The sequence below is a fragment of the Streptomyces sp. NPDC092296 genome, from assembly GCF_044755465.1.
Classification (GTDB): domain Bacteria; phylum Actinomycetota; class Actinomycetes; order Streptomycetales; family Streptomycetaceae; genus Peterkaempfera.
Genome location: NZ_JBIVRB010000025.1, coordinates 1 through 15655 on the forward strand (window position 1 = coordinate 1; position 15655 = coordinate 15655).

The following is a 15655-nucleotide window of genomic DNA, read 5'->3' on the forward strand; positions in this document are numbered from 1 at the left end:
ACCGAAGGACGTCGAACTCGCCGCATAACCTCAGCAACCCCGAACCACCCCAAACCCGACAGGAGCGCCTTGACGAAAGACATAGAGGCACCCCCCCGTTGGAGGCCCTGATGACCTCGTCCGAGGATGTCGAGCGGCAGGTCCGCGACACCGTCCACGCCGAGCGGGACGCGTACACCGGCGGCTCCGACCATCCGCTGGGCGGCTATCTGGGCGCCATGGGCGTGTACGCGGCGTCGGTGGCGGCGCTGGCGGCGGCGGCGCGGCTGGCCGGGCGACCGCTGCCGGAGCCGACCGTGTGGGACCTGGCGCTCTGCACCGGGGCCACCCACCGGCTGAGCCGGCTGCTGGCCAAGGACCCGGTGACCAGCCCGCTGCGGGCGCCGTTCACCCGCTTCGAGGGCACCACCGGACCGGCCGAGCTCAAGGAGGGCGTCCGGGGCTCGGGCGCCCGCAAGGCCGTCGGGGAACTCCTCACCTGCCCGTTCTGCACCGGTGTCTGGATCGCCACCGGGCTCTCCGCCGGCCTGGTCTTCGCACCCCGCGCCACCCGTCTGGCGGCACTGACCCTGACCGCGCTGGCCGGCTCCGACCTGCTCCAGTTCGCCAGGGTGCGCATCCAGCGGGCGGCGGGCGAGTGACCGGCCGCCCCGCCGAGCAAGGCGCAGCGGCTGCACGACCTGGGCGGCGACATCGGCCCCGCCGACGACTCCGGTGCCCGGAGCCGGAAGGCGAGCGCCGACCGGGACGGGCCGCCCGCCGGGCCGGCCGGCATCGGCGTGGGCAGCGACGAGCGGCCGCCGGGGCCAGTGCCAGGTGTGCGGCCCCGGGAGGGCACCGCCCGCCCGGAGCACCGGCCGCCGCTGGAGGCAGACCGGCCGACCGGGGACGCCATGCCCCGGGACGCCGTGGGCGGCCCCGGGGCGGTACGGCGGCGGAAGGAGCACGGCGGCCCCCGAGCGCCCCCGCTCCGCCGCCGCGCACCCCGCGTGTCCGGGGTGCGCGGCGCTGGCGCGCCGCCCCGGCGTGGGCGAGGATCGCTCTCATGAGGCGGCGTTCGCGGGCGACGGTGCGCGTGCGGTGGCACGGTGCGCGCCGGGGCGTGTCCCGGTGGCGGGAGGTGGCGCGGTGAACCGCGCGCCCTCCGCCACCGTCCTGGTCGTCGACGGCCCCGGTCCGGGCCGCCGGGCCGTCGCGGGCTGGCTGCGGCAGGCCGGGCACCGGGTGGTCGAGGCCGCCGACGGCGCCCAGGCGCTGGCCGCGCTCGCGGACCCGGCCGACCCGCCGGACGCGGCGGTGATCGGCGTACGGCTGCCCGACATGAGCGGGTACGAGGTCTGCGAGTACATCAAGAGCCGCCCCGGCACGGCGGCGCTGCCGGTGGTGCACATCTCGGCGACGGCGACCGGCGCGGCCGACCGCACCCAGGGTCTGGACCGGGGCGCGGACGCCCATCTGACCGAGCCGATCGCCCCGGAGGAGCTGCTGGCCACCGTCGCCGCCGTGCTGCGGTACGCGCGGGCCCGGCGCCGGGCCGAGCGGCTGGCCGCCCGGATGACCCAGCTGAACCGGGCGACGCTGGCGGTGTACGGGGCCACCCGGGTGGAGTCGCTGGCCGCTGCGGCGGCGACCGGCGCCGCCCAGCTGATGTCCTCACCGGCGAGCGCCCTGGCGCTCTCCCCCGGCGGGCGGGTGCTGCGGATGGTCTGCCCGGCCGAGGCGTTGCGGCCGGAGCCCCGGATGGCACGCCCGGGGCTGCTGGACTGGCTCTCCGGCTGGGCGCTGGGCGAGCGGATCGGCGCCGACCTGGCGGTGGTGCCGCACCACGTGTGGAAGGAGCAGCTGCCCGACACCGAGCTGGGCGGCGACGTCTGCCTGGTGCTGGCCCGTACCAAACGGGCCCGGCCGCCGGTCTGCCTGGCGGTGGAGGCGGCGGCCGTGGCGGACGCCGAGGACCGTGAACTGCTGAGCCAGCTGGCGCACGGCGCCGCCCTGGCCCTGGAGGCGCTGCGGACGTACTCCGAGGAGCACTCGCTGGCGCTGACCCTCCAGCGCAGCTTCCTGCCGACCCGCTTCCCGCAGGTGCCGGGGGTGGAGCTGGCGGTGCGGTACGTCCCGGCGTCCTCGCAGGCGGAGATCGGCGGCGACTTCTACGAGGCGGTGGAGACCGACGGCGGGTTGCTGCTGGCGATCGGTGACGTGGCCGGGCACTCGCTGGAGGCGGCGGCCGTGATGGGCGAGCTGCGGCACGCGCTGCGGGCGTACGCGGCGGAGGGGCACGGGCCGCGCGAGGTGCTGGACCGGCTGGACGCGCTGCTGGTGCGGTTCCAGCCGGGGGTCACCGCGACGGTCTGCCTGGTGCTGGTGGAGCCCGGGGGGCGGCGGGTACGGGTGGCCAACGCCGGCCACATCCCGCCGCTGCTGCTGGCGCCGGACGGCGGCGCCCGCTACTCCAAGGCGCGGGGCACCCTGCTGGGGCTGGGCCTGCGGCACCCCGAGCCGCTGGCCGAGGACGTGGCGGCGGGCACCCGGGTGCTGCTGGTCACCGACGGGCTGGTCGAGGTCCGGGGCATCGACCTGGGCGACAGCCTGGAGGAGCTGCGGCGGGCGGCGATCCTGGGGCCGGCCGGGCTTGAGCACCTGTGCGACACCCTGGTGACGGCCTTCGGCGAGGGCAAGGGCGACGACATCGCCCTGCTCGCCGCCCGCTGCGGCTGAGCCCCTCCCGGGGCGGGCAGCGCCCTGCACCTCCTGAGGCCGTGCGCGGTTGCTGACCGGTTGCGGGCCGGGGGTCGAGGTGGGTTGTTCGCGCAGTTCCCCGCGCCCCTGAGGCCCTGCCGGGTTGCCCACCCGTTGGCGGCCAAGGGTCGAGGTGGGTTGTTCGCGCAGTTCCCCGCGCCCCTGGGGCCCTGCCGGGTTGCCGACCCGTTGCGGGCCGAGGGTCGAGGTGGGTTGTTCGCGCAGTTCCCCGCGCCCCTGAGGCCCTGCCGGGTTGCCGACCCGTTGGCGGCCGAGGGTCGAGGTGGGTTGTTCGCGCAGTTCCCCGCGCCCCCGAGGCCCTGCCGAGTTGCCCACCCGTTGACGGCCAAGGGTCGAGGCGGGCTGGTCGCGCAGTCCCCCGCGCCCCTGAGGCCCTGCCGAGTTGCCCACCCGTTGCGGGCCAAGGGTCGAGGCAGGCTGGTCGCGCAGTCCCCCGCGCCCCTGAGGCCCTGCCGGGTTGCCGACCCGTTGACGGCCAAGGGTCGTGGCGGGCTGGTCGCGCAGATCCCCGCACCCCCGAGGCCCTGCCGGGTTGCCGACCCGTTGACGGCCAAGGGTCGAGGTGGGTTGTTCGCGCAGTTCCCCGCGCCCCTGAGGCCCTGCCGGGTTGCCGACCGGTTGCGGGCCGAGGGTCGAGGTGGGTTGTTCGCGCAGTTCCCCGCACCCCTGGGGCCCTGCCGGGTTGCCCACCCGTTGCGGCTCAAGGGTCGAGGCGGGCTGGTCGCGCACTTCCCCGCACCCCCGAGGGGGTGCCTCTGGGGGCGGCGGTGGGTCAGGGGGTGGGGAGCCCGGCGCGGCGGGCGGCGCGCAGGGCGCGGCGGCGGCGGAGGCCGGTGAGGTGGTCGAGGAAGAGGCCGCCGTCGAGGTGGGCGGCCTCGTGCTGGAGGCAGCGGGCGAAAAACCCGGTGCCCCGGACCCGCAGCGGCCGCCCGACCAGGTCGACCCCCTCGACCACGGCGTGGTCCAGGCGCGGGGTGCCGGCCCGTACGCCGGGGACGGAGAGGCACCCCTCCTCGCCGGTGATGCTCACCCCGTCCGCCACCGTCAGCACCGGGTTGACAATGCTGCCGAGGTGCCGCACGTCCTCGTCGTCCGGGCAGTCGTACACGAAGACCCGCAGCGGCACGCCGATCTGGTTGGCCGCCAGGCCCACCCCGTCCGCCGCGTACATGGTGGCGAACATGTCCTCCACCAGTCGGCCGAGGTCGGCGTCGAATGCGGTGACCGGCGCGCAGGGCTCGCGGAGCACCGGGTCGCCCAGCAGCCGCAGCGGGTGGACGCTGCCGGAACTGCCGGGGATTCGGACGTACGAGCTGCCTGCTGCCATGGAGTCGAGCCTAGCCGGGGCAGCGCGCGGCGGGTCGGCCGGGCGGGTGCCGGGAGGGCCGCGTGATCTTGCGGAGGGGTGCGGCGCGCGGCGTCGGCTCCGGGAGTCGGTAGGCTGACGGCGTCCCTGTTGCCCCAGTGGCCGCGATGCGGCCCAAGGGCGGCGCCGCACCGAGGAGGAACCACTGACGATGCCAGGCACCGGTCCGGAGGCCCCGGCGCAGGGCGGGCGCGACGCGTCGCTGCCCGCGCGCGCGAAGATCGCCGTCACTGCGGGCCGGGTGGCGGCCGCCGTCTCCCGCACGGCGGGTCGCGGCAGCGGCTCGGTCATCGGCGGCAAGGTCGCGCTGAGACTCGATCCCGACCTGCTGGCGAAGCTCGCCGACCACCTGGACGTGGTCCTGGTGAGCGCGACCAACGGCAAGACGACGACGACCCGCCTGATCGCCGAGGCGCTGCGCGCGGCCGGCCCGGTGGTCTCCAACGCGCTGGGCGCCAACATGCCGGCCGGCATCACCGCCGCGCTGGCGGGCGGCGGCGACGCCCGCTACGGCGTGATCGAGGTGGACGAGAAGTACCTGGCCGGCGTGGCCCGCGACACCCACCCCAAGGCCATCGCGCTGCTGAACCTCTCCCGCGACCAGTTGGACCGCGCGGCGGAGACCCGGATGCTCGCGGAGAAGTGGCGCGAGGGGCTCCAGGACACCGAGGCGGTGGTGATCGCCAACGCCGACGACCCGCTGGTGACCTGGGCCGCGTCCTCCTGCCGCCGGGTGGTGTGGGTGGCCGCGGGGCAGGCGTGGAAGGAGGACGCCTGGTCCTGCCCGGCCTGCGGCGGCGTCATGCAGCGCCCCGGCGACGACTGGTACTGCGCGGAGTGCGGCTTCCGCCGCCCGCAGCCGCACTGGGCGCTCTCCGGCCAGCATGTGTACGACCCGCAGGGCGCGGCCTGGCCGATCCAGCTCCAGCTGCCGGGCCGGGCCAACCTGGCCAACGCGGCCACCTCGGCGGCGGTGGCGGCGGTGTTCGGCGTGGCGCCGCAGACGTCGTTGCAGCGGATGCAGTCGGTGACGGCGGTGGCCGGCCGGTACGACGTGGTGACGTACCAGGGCCGTCAGGTGCGGCTGCTGCTGGCGAAGAACCCGGCGGGCTGGCTGGAGACGTTCTCGCTGATCGACGGCCCGCCGGCGCCGGTGGTGCTCTCGGTGAACGCGCTGGACGCGGACGGTACGGACACCTCCTGGCTGTGGGACGTCGACTACGAGCGGCTGGCGGGGCACCCGGTCTTCGTGATGGGGCAGCGCAAGCTCGACCTCGCGGTCCGCCTGGAGGTGGCCGGGCTGAACTTCCAGGTGGTGGACTCGCTGGCGGAGGCGGTCCGGGCGGCACCGGCCGGCCGGATCGAGGCCATTGCCAACTACACCGCGTTCCAGCAGCTGCGCCGCGCGGTCGCGGGCTGAGGGCGGACGGTCCGATGAGCGTGGGAAATCGAGGGACGAGGATGAGTGACAGCAGTCTGCGTCTGGTGTGGGTCTATCCGGACCTGCTGAGCACCTACGGCGACCGCGGCAATGTGCTGGTGGTGGAGCGGCGGGCCCGGCAGCGCGGCCTGGACGTGACCCGGATCGACGTCCGCTCCGACCGGCCGGTCCCGACCAGCGGCGACATCTATCTGATCGGCGGCGGCGAGGACCGGCCGCAGCGGCTGGCCGCCGAGCGGCTGCGCCAGGACCCGGGTCTGCCCCGGGCGGTGGAGAACGGCGCCATCGTCTTCTCGGTGTGCGCGGGCTACCAGATCCTGGGCCATGAGTTCATCAACGACCTGGGGCAGCGCGAGCCGGGCCTGGGCCTGCTGGATGTGCACAGCACCCGTGGCGAGGGCGCCCGCAACGTCGGCGACATCCTGGCCGAGGTGGACCCCCGGCTGGGGCTGCCGCCGCTGACCGGGTTCGAGAACCACCAGGGCGTCACCCATCTCGGCCCGGGGGTGGCTCCGCTGGCGACCGTCCAGCTGGGCGGCGGCAACGGGACCGGCGACGGCACCGAGGGCGCCTGGCGGGACACCGTGTTCGGCACCTATCTGCACGGCCCGGTGATGGCCCGCAACCCCGCGATGGCGGATCTGCTGATCAAGCTGGCGCTGGATGTGAGCGCGCTGCCGCCGGTGGACTCCAGCTGGTACGACGCCCTGCGGTCGGAGCGGATCTCGGCGGCCCGGCAGCAGCAGAACGCCTGACGCCGGGGGTGCCTCCGTCGGGGGGGGGCGGTGACCGGTGGGTGGGACGACCGGTCACGGGGGTCGCGCACCCGGAGCCTCGCAAGGCAGGCTGGGTGTACGAGACAACTGCATACGGGGTGCCCGTGCGATCCGCGGGCGCTCCGATGTCCTCCTGTGCGGGGGTGCCGACGGCGCCGCCTCCGCGGCTGCCCCCGTCTGGCCGGACGCTGGGGCCGGTATGATCGGATGACTCGATCCGACCGTTCCGTCACTTCGCGGCAACCTCCTCGCCAGACCGGCGCCGGAGCGGCCCGCTACGCTGGCGGGATTCGTTCCAATGTGGTGGTCCGGCCGTCCGGTTCTGCTCGGGAGTTGCAAAGCGATGCGTATTGGTGTGCTGACCAGCGGCGGTGACTGCCCTGGTCTGAACGCCGTGATCCGTTCCGTGGTCCACCGCGGAGTGGTCGACCACGGCGACGAGATCATCGGGTTCGAGGACGGCTGGCGGGGACTGCTGGAGGGCGCCTACCGCCCGCTCACCCTGGACTCGGTGAGCGGCATCCTGGCCCAGGGCGGCACGATCCTCGGTTCGACCCGGGTGCAGCCGAGCCACCTGCGCAACGGCGTGGCCAAGGCGAAGCAGTACTGCGAGGACCTCGGCCTGGACGGAATCATCCCGATCGGCGGCGAGGGCACCCTCAAGGCCGCCCGGCTGCTGAGCGACGGCGGGCTGCCGATCGTCGGCGTGCCCAAGACCATCGACAACGACATCGCCTGCACCGACGTCACCTTCGGCTTCGACACCGCCGTCTCGGTGGCCACCGAGGCGCTGGACCGGCTGAAGACCACCGCCGAGTCGCACCAGCGGGTGATGGTGGTGGAGCTCATGGGCCGCCACACCGGCTGGATCGCGCTGCACGCCGGCATGGCGGCGGGCGCGCACGCCATCGTGGTGCCCGAGCGGCCGTTCAACATCGAGAAGGTCACCCAGGTCGTCCGCGAGCGCTTCAACCGGGGCAAGAAGTTCGCCATCGTGGTCTGCGCGGAGGGCGCCAAGCCCGAGCCCGACACCATGCACTGGGAGGCGGGCACCACCGACATCTACGGCCACGAGCGGTTCACCGGGGTCGCCACCCAGCTCTCCCGCGAGCTGGAGCACCGCCTCGGCAAGGAGGCCAAGCCGGTCATCCTGGGCCACGTCCAGCGCGGCGGCACCCCGACCGCGTACGACAGGGTGCTCGCCACCCGGTTCGGCTGGCACGCCGTGGAGGCGGTGCACAAGGGCGCGTTCGGTCACATCACCGCACTCCAGGGCACCGACATCAACCTGGTCCCGCTGGCCGACGCGGTCGCCGACCTGAAGACGGTCCCGGCCGAGCGCTACGCCGAGGCCGAGACGGTCATCTGAGGCACCGCCGCACACCGTCCGCGACACGGTCCGCGACACCGTACGGGCCCCGGCGGGCCGCCCCCACGGGGTGGTCCGCCGGGGCCCGTCGCCGTCCGCCGCACCGCCCAGGGGGGCGGCTGCGGACGGCGGCCGGGGCGGCTCTAGTCTGGTGGGACGAAAGTCGGACGAAGCGGACCCGGCGGGTGCGCGCTTCGCCACCAGGGCTAGCTAGGGAAAGCGGGTTCCGCCCATGGGCGACGGCATGGCTGGAATGCACCACCACGGGGGGGTGCTGAAACCGTATTCGCTGTCGAGCGCCCTCGCCTGGTCGCCGGACTGGGTCTTCCTGCTCGGCTGCGTGGCGCTGCTGCTGCTCTACGGGGCGGGAGCGGTGCGGCTGTGGCGGCGCGGCGACCGCTGGCCGGCGGGCCGGGTGATCGCCTGGGTGGCGGGGCTGGCCACCGTGGTGCTGACCACCTGCACCGGCGTGAACGACTACGGGATGGTGCTGTTCAGCGCCCATATGCTCCAGCACATGGTGCTGAGCATGCTCTCACCGATCCTGCTGCTGCTCGGCGCCCCGATCACCCTGACGCTGCGGGCGCTGCACCCGGCCGGCAAGGGGCGCCGGGGGGTGCGGGAGCTGGTGGTGGCGCTGCTGCACAGCCGGTACGTACGGGTGATCTCGCACCCGGCGTTCACCATCCCGCTCTTCGTCGCCAGCCTGTACGGGCTCTACTTCACCCCGCTGTTCGACACCCTGATGAGCAGCCGCACGGGGCACATCGCGATGATGGTGCACTTCCTGGCGGTCGGTCTGGTCTTCTTCTGGCCGATCATGGGCGTGGACCCGGGGCCGCACCGGCCGGGCTATGTGATGCGCATCCTGGAGCTGTTCATGGGGATGCCGTTCCACGCCTTCTTCGGCGTGGCGGTGATGATGGCGAGCAATCTGCTGGTCGACACGTTCGCGCACCCGCCGGCCGGGCTGGGCGTCAACACGCTCGACGACCAGAAGATCGCCGGCGGCATCACCTGGGCGTTCGGCGAGATCCCGACCGCGCTGGTGCTGATCGCGCTGGTCTTCCAGTGGGCGAACTCCGAGGAGCGGCAGGCGCGGCGGCGCGACCGGGCGGCGGAGCGGGACGGCGACGCCGAGCTGGTCGCGTACAACGCCTATCTGGCGTCGCTGGAGGCGCGGTCCCAGGGCGGTGCGCCGCGCGCTGCCGCTGCGGCGGTGCAGCCGGTCGACGGACCGTAGCGGCGTCGGGTTCGGGACGGCGGCCGCCCGCGGCGCGCCCACGGTCGGGTGACCGGGCGCGCGGCGGGCGGCCGTCTGCGGTAGGTGTGGCTGCGAGACCTGTCCTGTGCCCCACCTCGCCCCCGTACCGTCCCGTTCCCGGAGGAACCCGCCATGCCCTGGAGCCGTGCCCTGCCCGCCGCCGCCCTGGCCGCAGCCGCCGCCCTGGTGGCCGTCCCGGCCCCGGGCGCCGCGGCCGACTCCCCCGGCCCGGCCGGCTCCCGGCTGGTGCTGACCCTGCACAGCGGCGAGAACGCCGCCGGGCGGGTGCTGGGCTCGGTCTCGCTGGAGTGCGCCCCGGACGGCGGCTCGCACCCCCGCCCCGGCGACGCGTGCGCCGCGCTGCGGGCCGCGCACGGCGATCCGGCGGCGGTGCGGGCCCAGCGGGGGGTGATGTGCCCGATGCTGTATGCCCCGGTCACCGGCCGCGTCGTCGGCAGCTGGGACGGCCACCCGGTGGAGTTCATCCGCACCTACGCCAACCGCTGCGTGGCCGGCGGCGAATCCGGCGGCGTCTTCCAGTTCTGACCCGGGCCCGTCCGCACGGGGCGCGGGTAGCTGCCGCGAACAGTCCCGCACCCCCGTGGCGGGCTGGGCGCGCAGTCCCCCGCGCCCCTGGCCGGCGCCCGGCCGGGCATCTGCCGCCCCGGGGCGGATCTCAGTGGTGGAAGGGGGCGTCGGACTCCCGGACGACGCGGAGGTGGCCGAGGACACTGCGGCCGGTGATCCGGATGACGGGGCCGTCCGCCCGGCCGGGGTGGTCGCCGGGGGTGGACCGCTTGCCGAGGAGCGCCGTGCCGGTGTCGTACACCTGGGCGTCGTCCGGCACCACCATCTCGACCTTGCCGCAGAAGGACCCCGCCTCGATCACCACCTCGCGCCGGGTGAAGACGGCATGGCTCAGGTCCAGGACCAGCGCGCCGAAGCGTGCCCGGAAGGCGCTCAGCGGCGGCACCGGCCACTGGCCGCCCCGGCGCAGCTTGCTGAGCACCACGACCACCGGCTCGCCGTCCCCCGGGGCCACGGGCGCGGTCGGGCGGCCGTCGGTCTCGGCGGGGAGGTCGCGGGTGAGCGGTGCCAGCTCGGCCAACGTACGGGCGCTGTAGGCGGCCTCCAGGCGCTCCGCGTGCTCCTCGGGGGTCAGCCGGCCCTGGGCGAGGGCGTCGGCCAGCCGGGCGGCCGTACGGTCGCGGTCGTGGTCGGCCGCGCGCAGGTCGGCGGCGGGCAGATCGGCGGCGGGCAGATCGGCGGCGGGCAGGTCGGCGGCGCTCGGATCGATGGCGGCGTCGGACCAGGGGCGGGTGGGCTTGGAAGCGGTCACCGGGCACTCCTGCTGCTGCTCTGCATGGAGAAACACGATATATCGCGTCTTGACACCGGTCAACACGCCCATCGCCACGGCAGCGGGTGCGAACGGCTGCGAAGGGGCGCGCGGTGAGCCGGTCGCGCCGGGCGGCTGACCGTCCCTCACCCCCTGGCCAGCGCATCCTCCCCTGACAACGCGTCCGCCGCCGATGCGTAGCGGGGCAGTTCCACCGAGCGACCCGGACGGGTGAGCGGACCACCCGTCCGGGCGCAGCGACGGCGTGTCGCCCGCGTGCCGTAGCCCGCTCCCCCGAATGCAGGAACGAACGCTCGTCGAACACTCCGCCGAGCGCCCCGTGAGCCCCCGTCGTGCCCCCGGTGACGCAGGTGTATTTCCGCAGGTGAAAGGAGAGTTGGGAATTGCGTACCAGGGTTCTGAGGGGTTGAAACCTGATCTGCCGAACAAGGCTTCAGCGGCCCCCGTCGGGCGGGTGACAAGAGTCACAAATAGCCGTCTCAAGATGAAGACGGGTCAGAAATCTGCCAATACTGGCGGCCGAACGCGACAAGTCCCCGTCACCGAGGCGGGGCGGTCCGGGCGGACGCCAAATCCCGCCACCGACCCGGATGCCAGGCGCGAGCTGTTTGCGGCGGGAGCGGGAGACCCAGGTACGGCGGGGTGCGTGAGCCCGGTCGCGGCAGTGCCGCGGCAAAGGTTCATCAGTGCCCCTTGGGGTGAAGCCACTTCGGTGGCCGGGCAGCTTTCGGTGCCCGAATCCGACAGGTCATCTTTCGCAGGCGGTTCCGGAAGGACTCGCATGTCTGCGACGTCTCGCACCCATGCCGGCAGGGCTGCCCAGCTCGCCGCCGACGCTGCCCCCGCAGCGCCGGTCGGCGCCGAGGAGGACGGTAGTACCCCCTCCCACCAGGGCGGTCGTCCGGGCTGGCAGCGTGGCCGGCTGATCAACCGGGTCGGCGCCACCGCCGTCCTGACGGCCGCCGCGATGGCCGGGGTCGGGCTGGCGCCCGGCTTCGCCACCCCGGCGGAGGCCGCGACGCTCTCGGCGAAGGCGCTGAGGATCGCCGCGACCAAGAAGGGGGCGCCGTATGTGTACGGCGCCGCCGGGCCGACCCGGTTCGACTGCTCGGGTCTGGTGATGTGGTCGTACCGGAAGGCGGGCAAGAAACTGCCGCGCACCGCACAGGCGCAGTACAACAAGGCGCACCACATCAAGAAGAGCAGCCTCAGGACCGGCGACCTGGTCTTCTTCCACCACGGCTCCAGCGTCTACCACGTCGGCATCTACGCCGGGAAGGGCAAGATCTGGCATGCCCCGCACAGCGGTGCGCGGGTGCGGCTGGAGAAGATCTGGGACAAGAGCGTCTGGTACGGCCGTATCGGCTGACCGGTAAATCCGGTAATCAATCCCGCCCGGCCGCCCTTCGGCGGAAGCGGTCGGGCGGGATTGCCGGTTATCCGAACGCATTCTCCGGAGCCGTCCGGGAAAGCACCTCGACGGCCCGGGTGAGCTGTGCGTCGGTCAGATCGGCGCGGGCGGTCAGCCGCAGCCGGGACTGGCCGTCGGGTACGGACGGCGGGCGGAAGCAGCCGACCCCGACCCCGGCCGCCCGGCAGTCGGCGGCCCAGGCGACGGCCTCCTCCGGGGAGGGGGCGCGTACCGAGACCACCGCCGCGTCCGGTCGGCCGGCCCGCAGCCCGGCGGCGGTGAGGCGGTCGGCCAGCAGCCGCGCGACCTCGCGGGCGCGGGCGGCGCGCTGCGGCTCCTCGCGCAGCAGCCGCAGCGCGCCGAGGGCCGCTCCGGCGGCGGCGGGGGCGAGCCCGGTGTCGAAGATGAAGGTGCGGGCGGTCTCGGTGAGGTGCCGGATGACCCGGCGCGGGCCGAGCACCGCCCCGCCCTGGGAGCCCAGCGACTTGGAGAGGGTGACGGTGACCACGGTGTCCGGCGCCCCCGCCAGGCCGCTGCCGGCCGCCGCGCCCGCCCCGCCGGGGCCGAGGACGCCCAGCCCGTGCGCGTCGTCGACCAGCAGCGCCGCGCCGTACTCCCGGCAGGCGGCGGAGAGGTCGGCCAGCGGTGCGGCGTCGCCGTCGACCGAGAAGAGGGAGTCGGTGACGACCAGCGCCGGGCCGCCGCCGTGCCCGGCCAGCGCGGCGCGCACCGCGCCGGGGTCGCGGTGCGGCACCGGGCGGACCTGGGCCCGGGAGAGCCGGCAGCCGTCGATCAGCGAGGCGTGGTTGTAGGCGTCGGAGACGACCAGCGTGCCCGGGGCGGTGAGCGCGGTGAGCGCGGCGAGGTTGGCCGCGTAGCCGGAGGAGAGGACCAGGGCCGCCTCGGTGCCGCAGAAGGCGGCCAGCTCCGCCTCCAGCTCGGTGTGCAGCTCGGTGGTGCCGGTGACCAGCCGGGAGCCGGTGGCGCCGCCGCCCCAGCGCAGCGCCGCGTCGGCGGCGGCGCGGGTCACCCGGGGGTGGCGGACCAGGCCGAGGTAGTCGTTGCTCGCCAGGTCCAGTACGGGGTCGTCGCTGGCCCGGCTGCGCAGCGTCCGGGTCAGTCCGGCGCGGGCGCGCTGCTCCGCCCGGGTGTCCAGCCAGTCGAAGACGGCGGCCGGGTCGGGGTGGGCGGGGCCGGCCGGGTGGGTCGGCGGGGCCTGGTCGGCGGCGGTGGGGTGGGCCATGCCGGGCACTCTGGCACGGCCCGGCGCGGGGCGGCAACGCGCCGCCGGTCACCCGGGCGGCCGGTGTCGCACCGGGTGGGGCCGCCGAGTGCCGAGCTTTGCCGGGTACCGGGCCGACCAGGCAGTATGGGGCAGTGACCCTCATCGACGAGCTGCCCGGCAGCGCAGATCCTGACACCCTGTTCGAAGTCTTCGCCGGCTGGGCCGCGGAGCGGGGGATCACGCTCTACCCCCACCAGGAGGAGGCGCTGATCGAGATCGTCTCCGGGGCGAACGTCATCCTCAACACGCCGACCGGCTCCGGGAAGAGCCTGGTGGCGGCGGGGGCGCACTTCACCGCGCTGGCGCGCCGGGAGCGGACCTTCTACACCGCGCCGATCAAGGCGCTGGTGTCGGAGAAGTTCTTCGAGCTGGTGAAGATGTTCGGCACCGCCAACGTCGGCATGATGACCGGCGACGCCAGCGTCAACCCGACGGCGCCGGTGATCTGCTGCACCGCCGAGGTGCTGGCCAGCATCGCGCTGCGGGACGGCGAGCGGGCGGACATCAGCCAGGTGGTGATGGACGAGTTCCACTTCTACGCCGAGCCGGAGCGGGGCGTGGCCTGGCAGGTGCCGCTGATCGAGCTGCCGCAGGCCCAGTTCCTGCTGATGTCGGCGACGCTGGGCGACGTCCGCCGCTTCGAGGCGGATCTGCGGCGCCGCACCGGGCGGCCGACCACGGTGGTGAAGTCGGTGGAGCGGCCGGTGCCGCTGTTCTACGAGTACCGCCGCACCACCATGCACGACACGCTGGAGGAGCTGCTGACCACCGGGCAGGCGCCGGTGTACGTGGTGCACTTCACCCAGGCGGCGGCGGTGGAGCGGGCGCAGTCGCTGATGAGCATCAACATGTGCAGCAAGGCGGAGAAGGACGCCATCGCCACCCTGATCGGCAACTTCCGGTTCACCACCAAGTTCGGCCGCAATCTGTCGCGTTTCGTCCGGCACGGCATCGGGGTGCACCACGCCGGGATGCTGCCCAAGTACCGGCGGCTGGTGGAGCGGCTGGCGCAGGCGGGCCTGCTGAAGGTGATCTGCGGTACGGACACCCTGGGCGTCGGCGTCAACGTACCGATCCGCACCGTGCTGTTCACCGCGCTCAGCAAGTACGACGGGCAGCGAGTGCGGCTGCTGCGCGCCCGGGAGTTCCACCAGATCGCCGGGCGGGCCGGCCGGGCCGGCTTCGACACCGTCGGCCAGGTGGTGGCGCAGGCGCCCGAGCATGTGGTGGAGAACGAGAAGGCGCTGGCCAAGGCGGGTGACGACCCGAAGAAGCGCCGCAAGGTGGTCCGCAAGAAGGCCCCCGACGGGTTCGTCAACTGGGGCGAGGAGACCTTCGAGCGGCTGATCGCCGCCGAGCCGGAGCCGCTGGTCTCCCGGTTCCGGGTGACCCACGCGATGCTGCTGTCGGTGATCAGCCGGCCGGGCAACGCCTTCGAGGCGATGCGGCGGCTGCTCACCGACAACGACGAGGAGCGCCCCGCGCAGCGGCGGCACATCCGCACCGCCATCGCCATCTACCGCTCGCTGCTGGACGCGGGCGTGGTGGAGCGGCTGCCCGAGCCCGACGCGGAGGGCCGGATCGTCCGGCTGACCATGGAGCTCCAGGAGAACTTCGCGCTCAACCAGCCGCTCTCCACCTTCGCGCTGGCCGCCTTCGAGCTGCTGGACCCGGCGTCCCCGACGTTCGCGCTGGATGTGATGTCGGTGGTGGAGTCCACGCTGGACGACCCGCGGCAGATCCTGGCCTCGCAGGAGAACAAGGCGCGCGGCGAGGCCGTGGCCCAGATGAAGGCGGACGGGGTCGAGTACGAGGAGCGGATGGAGCGGCTCCAGGAGATCAGCTACCCCAAGCCGCTGGAGGAGCTGCTCCAGCACGCGTACGACGTCTACCGCCGCGCCCACCCGTGGATCGGTGACCACCCGCTGCGGCCCAAGTCGGTCGCCCGCGACCTGTACGAGCGGGCGATGACCTTCGCGGACTACGTGGGCCACTACGAGCTGGCGCGCGGCGAGGGGCTGGTGCTGCGCTATCTGGCGGGCGCGTACAAGGCGCTGGAGCAGACCGTGCCGGAGGACGTGAAGACCGACGACCTCAAGGACCTGATCGCCTGGCTGGGCGAGCTGGTGCGGCAGGTCGACTCCAGCCTGCTGGACGAGTGGGAGCAGCTGGCCAACCCGGTGGGCGAGGACGGCGCGCCCGTGGCGTTCGAGGAGCGGACCGCGCCGGTGACGGCCAATGCGCGGGCGTTCCGGGTGCTGGTGCGCAATGAGCTGTTCCGGCGGGTGGAGCTGGCGGCGCTGGAGCGGTACGGCGACCTGGGGGCGCTGGACGGCGAGTTCGGCTGGGACGCGGACCGGTGGGCGGACGCGATGGACGGCTACTGGGAGGAGCACGACGACCTGGGGACGGGGCCGGACGCGCGGGGGCCCAAGCTGCTGCTGATCGAGGAGGAGCGGGGGCTGTGGCGGCTGCGGCAGATCTTCGACGACCCGGCGGGTGACCACGACTGGGGGATCAGCGCCGAGGTCGACCTGGCCGCCTCCGACGAGGCGGGGCACGCCGTGGTCCGGGTGACCGGGGTGGACCGGCTCTGAGCCGGGGCGGGGGCGGGGTTCCTCGC

Annotated in this window: 12 protein-coding genes and 1 riboswitch; of the genes, 9 read left to right on the plus strand and 3 right to left on the minus strand. The window is 74.4% G+C overall.

Going from position 1 to position 15655, the window contains the following annotated elements:
- Positions 1-110: 110 nt before the first annotated feature.
- Together ACIQGZ_RS28900 and ACIQGZ_RS28905 are read left to right on the plus strand one after the other, a co-directional pair.
- A complete protein-coding gene (locus ACIQGZ_RS28900; protein WP_402607544.1) occupies positions 111-641 on the plus strand; it encodes a DUF1360 domain-containing protein in 531 nt (176 codons plus the stop codon).
- Positions 642-1128: 487 nt separating this feature from the next.
- Positions 1129-2718, plus strand: coding sequence for a SpoIIE family protein phosphatase (locus tag ACIQGZ_RS28905; RefSeq protein WP_402607547.1), 1590 nt, complete (start codon positions 1129-1131; stop codon positions 2716-2718).
- A gap of 814 nt (positions 2719-3532) precedes the next feature.
- On the opposite strand, the gene def is transcribed toward ACIQGZ_RS28905, so the two are convergent.
- Positions 3533-4087 carry a peptide deformylase gene (def, locus tag ACIQGZ_RS28910; RefSeq protein WP_402607550.1) on the minus strand — a complete coding sequence of 185 codons (555 nt, stop codon included), beginning with the start codon at positions 4085-4087 and terminating at the stop codon, positions 3533-3535.
- Between the two features lie 190 nt (positions 4088-4277).
- Between def and ACIQGZ_RS28915 the strand changes: the two genes are divergently transcribed.
- The 5 genes from ACIQGZ_RS28915 to ACIQGZ_RS28935 all read left to right on the plus strand — a co-directional run bounded on the left by ACIQGZ_RS28915 (position 4278) and on the right by ACIQGZ_RS28935 (position 9522).
- The gene (locus tag ACIQGZ_RS28915; RefSeq protein ID WP_402607552.1) at positions 4278-5546 is read left to right on the plus strand and encodes a MurT ligase domain-containing protein; all 1269 of its coding nucleotides are present in this window, start codon (positions 4278-4280) and stop codon (positions 5544-5546) included.
- A 41-nt stretch (positions 5547-5587) separates the two neighbouring features.
- On the plus strand, positions 5588-6322 hold the full coding sequence (locus ACIQGZ_RS28920) for a type 1 glutamine amidotransferase (protein ID WP_402607555.1): 735 nt from the start codon (positions 5588-5590) through the stop codon (positions 6320-6322).
- Between the two features lie 364 nt (positions 6323-6686).
- The gene (locus ACIQGZ_RS28925; RefSeq protein ID WP_402607558.1) at positions 6687-7712 is read left to right on the plus strand and encodes a 6-phosphofructokinase; all 1026 of its coding nucleotides are present in this window, start codon (positions 6687-6689) and stop codon (positions 7710-7712) included.
- Between the two features lie 253 nt (positions 7713-7965).
- Positions 7966-8955 (plus strand): cytochrome c oxidase assembly protein, encoded by a 990-nt coding sequence (locus ACIQGZ_RS28930; RefSeq protein WP_402607647.1) that lies wholly within the window; start codon positions 7966-7968, stop codon positions 8953-8955.
- 153 nt (positions 8956-9108) lie between these two features.
- The gene (locus ACIQGZ_RS28935) at positions 9109-9522 is read left to right on the plus strand and encodes an SSI family serine proteinase inhibitor (RefSeq protein WP_402607560.1); all 414 of its coding nucleotides are present in this window, start codon (positions 9109-9111) and stop codon (positions 9520-9522) included.
- Between the two features lie 130 nt (positions 9523-9652).
- On the opposite strand, the gene ACIQGZ_RS28940 is transcribed toward ACIQGZ_RS28935, so the two are convergent.
- Positions 9653-10315, minus strand: a complete 663-nt coding sequence (locus tag ACIQGZ_RS28940) for a DUF1707 domain-containing protein (protein ID WP_402607563.1) — start codon at positions 10313-10315, stop codon at positions 9653-9655.
- Positions 10316-10892: 577 nt separating this feature from the next.
- Positions 10893-11115, plus strand: a riboswitch (cyclic di-AMP (ydaO/yuaA leader).
- A 2-nt stretch (positions 11116-11117) separates the two neighbouring features.
- Between ACIQGZ_RS28940 and ACIQGZ_RS28945 the strand changes: the two genes are divergently transcribed.
- On the plus strand, positions 11118-11705 hold the full coding sequence (locus tag ACIQGZ_RS28945; protein ID WP_402607566.1) for a C40 family peptidase: 588 nt from the start codon (positions 11118-11120) through the stop codon (positions 11703-11705).
- A gap of 67 nt (positions 11706-11772) precedes the next feature.
- Here ACIQGZ_RS28945 and ACIQGZ_RS28950 read toward each other — a convergent pair whose 3' ends face one another.
- A complete protein-coding gene (locus ACIQGZ_RS28950; RefSeq protein WP_402607569.1) occupies positions 11773-12990 on the minus strand; it encodes an 8-amino-7-oxononanoate synthase in 1218 nt (405 codons plus the stop codon).
- A 134-nt stretch (positions 12991-13124) separates the two neighbouring features.
- Here ACIQGZ_RS28950 and ACIQGZ_RS28955 point away from each other — a divergent pair, with 134 nt between their 5' ends.
- The gene (locus ACIQGZ_RS28955; protein ID WP_402607571.1) at positions 13125-15629 is read left to right on the plus strand and encodes a DEAD/DEAH box helicase; all 2505 of its coding nucleotides are present in this window, start codon (positions 13125-13127) and stop codon (positions 15627-15629) included.
- The last annotated feature ends 26 nt before the right edge of the window (positions 15630-15655 follow it).

Coding starts and splice junctions, on each gene's coding strand:
- ACIQGZ_RS28945 (WP_402607566.1), top strand. CDS start 11,118: ATGTCTGCGACGTCTCGCACCCATGCCGGCAGGGCTGCCCAGCTCGCC.
- def (WP_402607550.1), bottom strand. CDS start 4,087: ATGGCAGCAGGCAGCTCGTACGTCCGAATCCCCGGCAGTTCCGGCAGC.
- ACIQGZ_RS28925 (WP_402607558.1), top strand. CDS start 6,687: ATGCGTATTGGTGTGCTGACCAGCGGCGGTGACTGCCCTGGTCTGAAC.
- ACIQGZ_RS28935 (WP_402607560.1), top strand. CDS start 9,109: ATGCCCTGGAGCCGTGCCCTGCCCGCCGCCGCCCTGGCCGCAGCCGCC.
- ACIQGZ_RS28950 (WP_402607569.1), bottom strand. CDS start 12,990: ATGGCCCACCCCACCGCCGCCGACCAGGCCCCGCCGACCCACCCGGCC.
- ACIQGZ_RS28920 (WP_402607555.1), top strand. CDS start 5,588: ATGAGTGACAGCAGTCTGCGTCTGGTGTGGGTCTATCCGGACCTGCTG.
- ACIQGZ_RS28900 (WP_402607544.1), top strand. CDS start 111: ATGACCTCGTCCGAGGATGTCGAGCGGCAGGTCCGCGACACCGTCCAC.
- ACIQGZ_RS28915 (WP_402607552.1), top strand. CDS start 4,278: ATGCCAGGCACCGGTCCGGAGGCCCCGGCGCAGGGCGGGCGCGACGCG.
- ACIQGZ_RS28930 (WP_402607647.1), top strand. CDS start 7,966: ATGCACCACCACGGGGGGGTGCTGAAACCGTATTCGCTGTCGAGCGCC.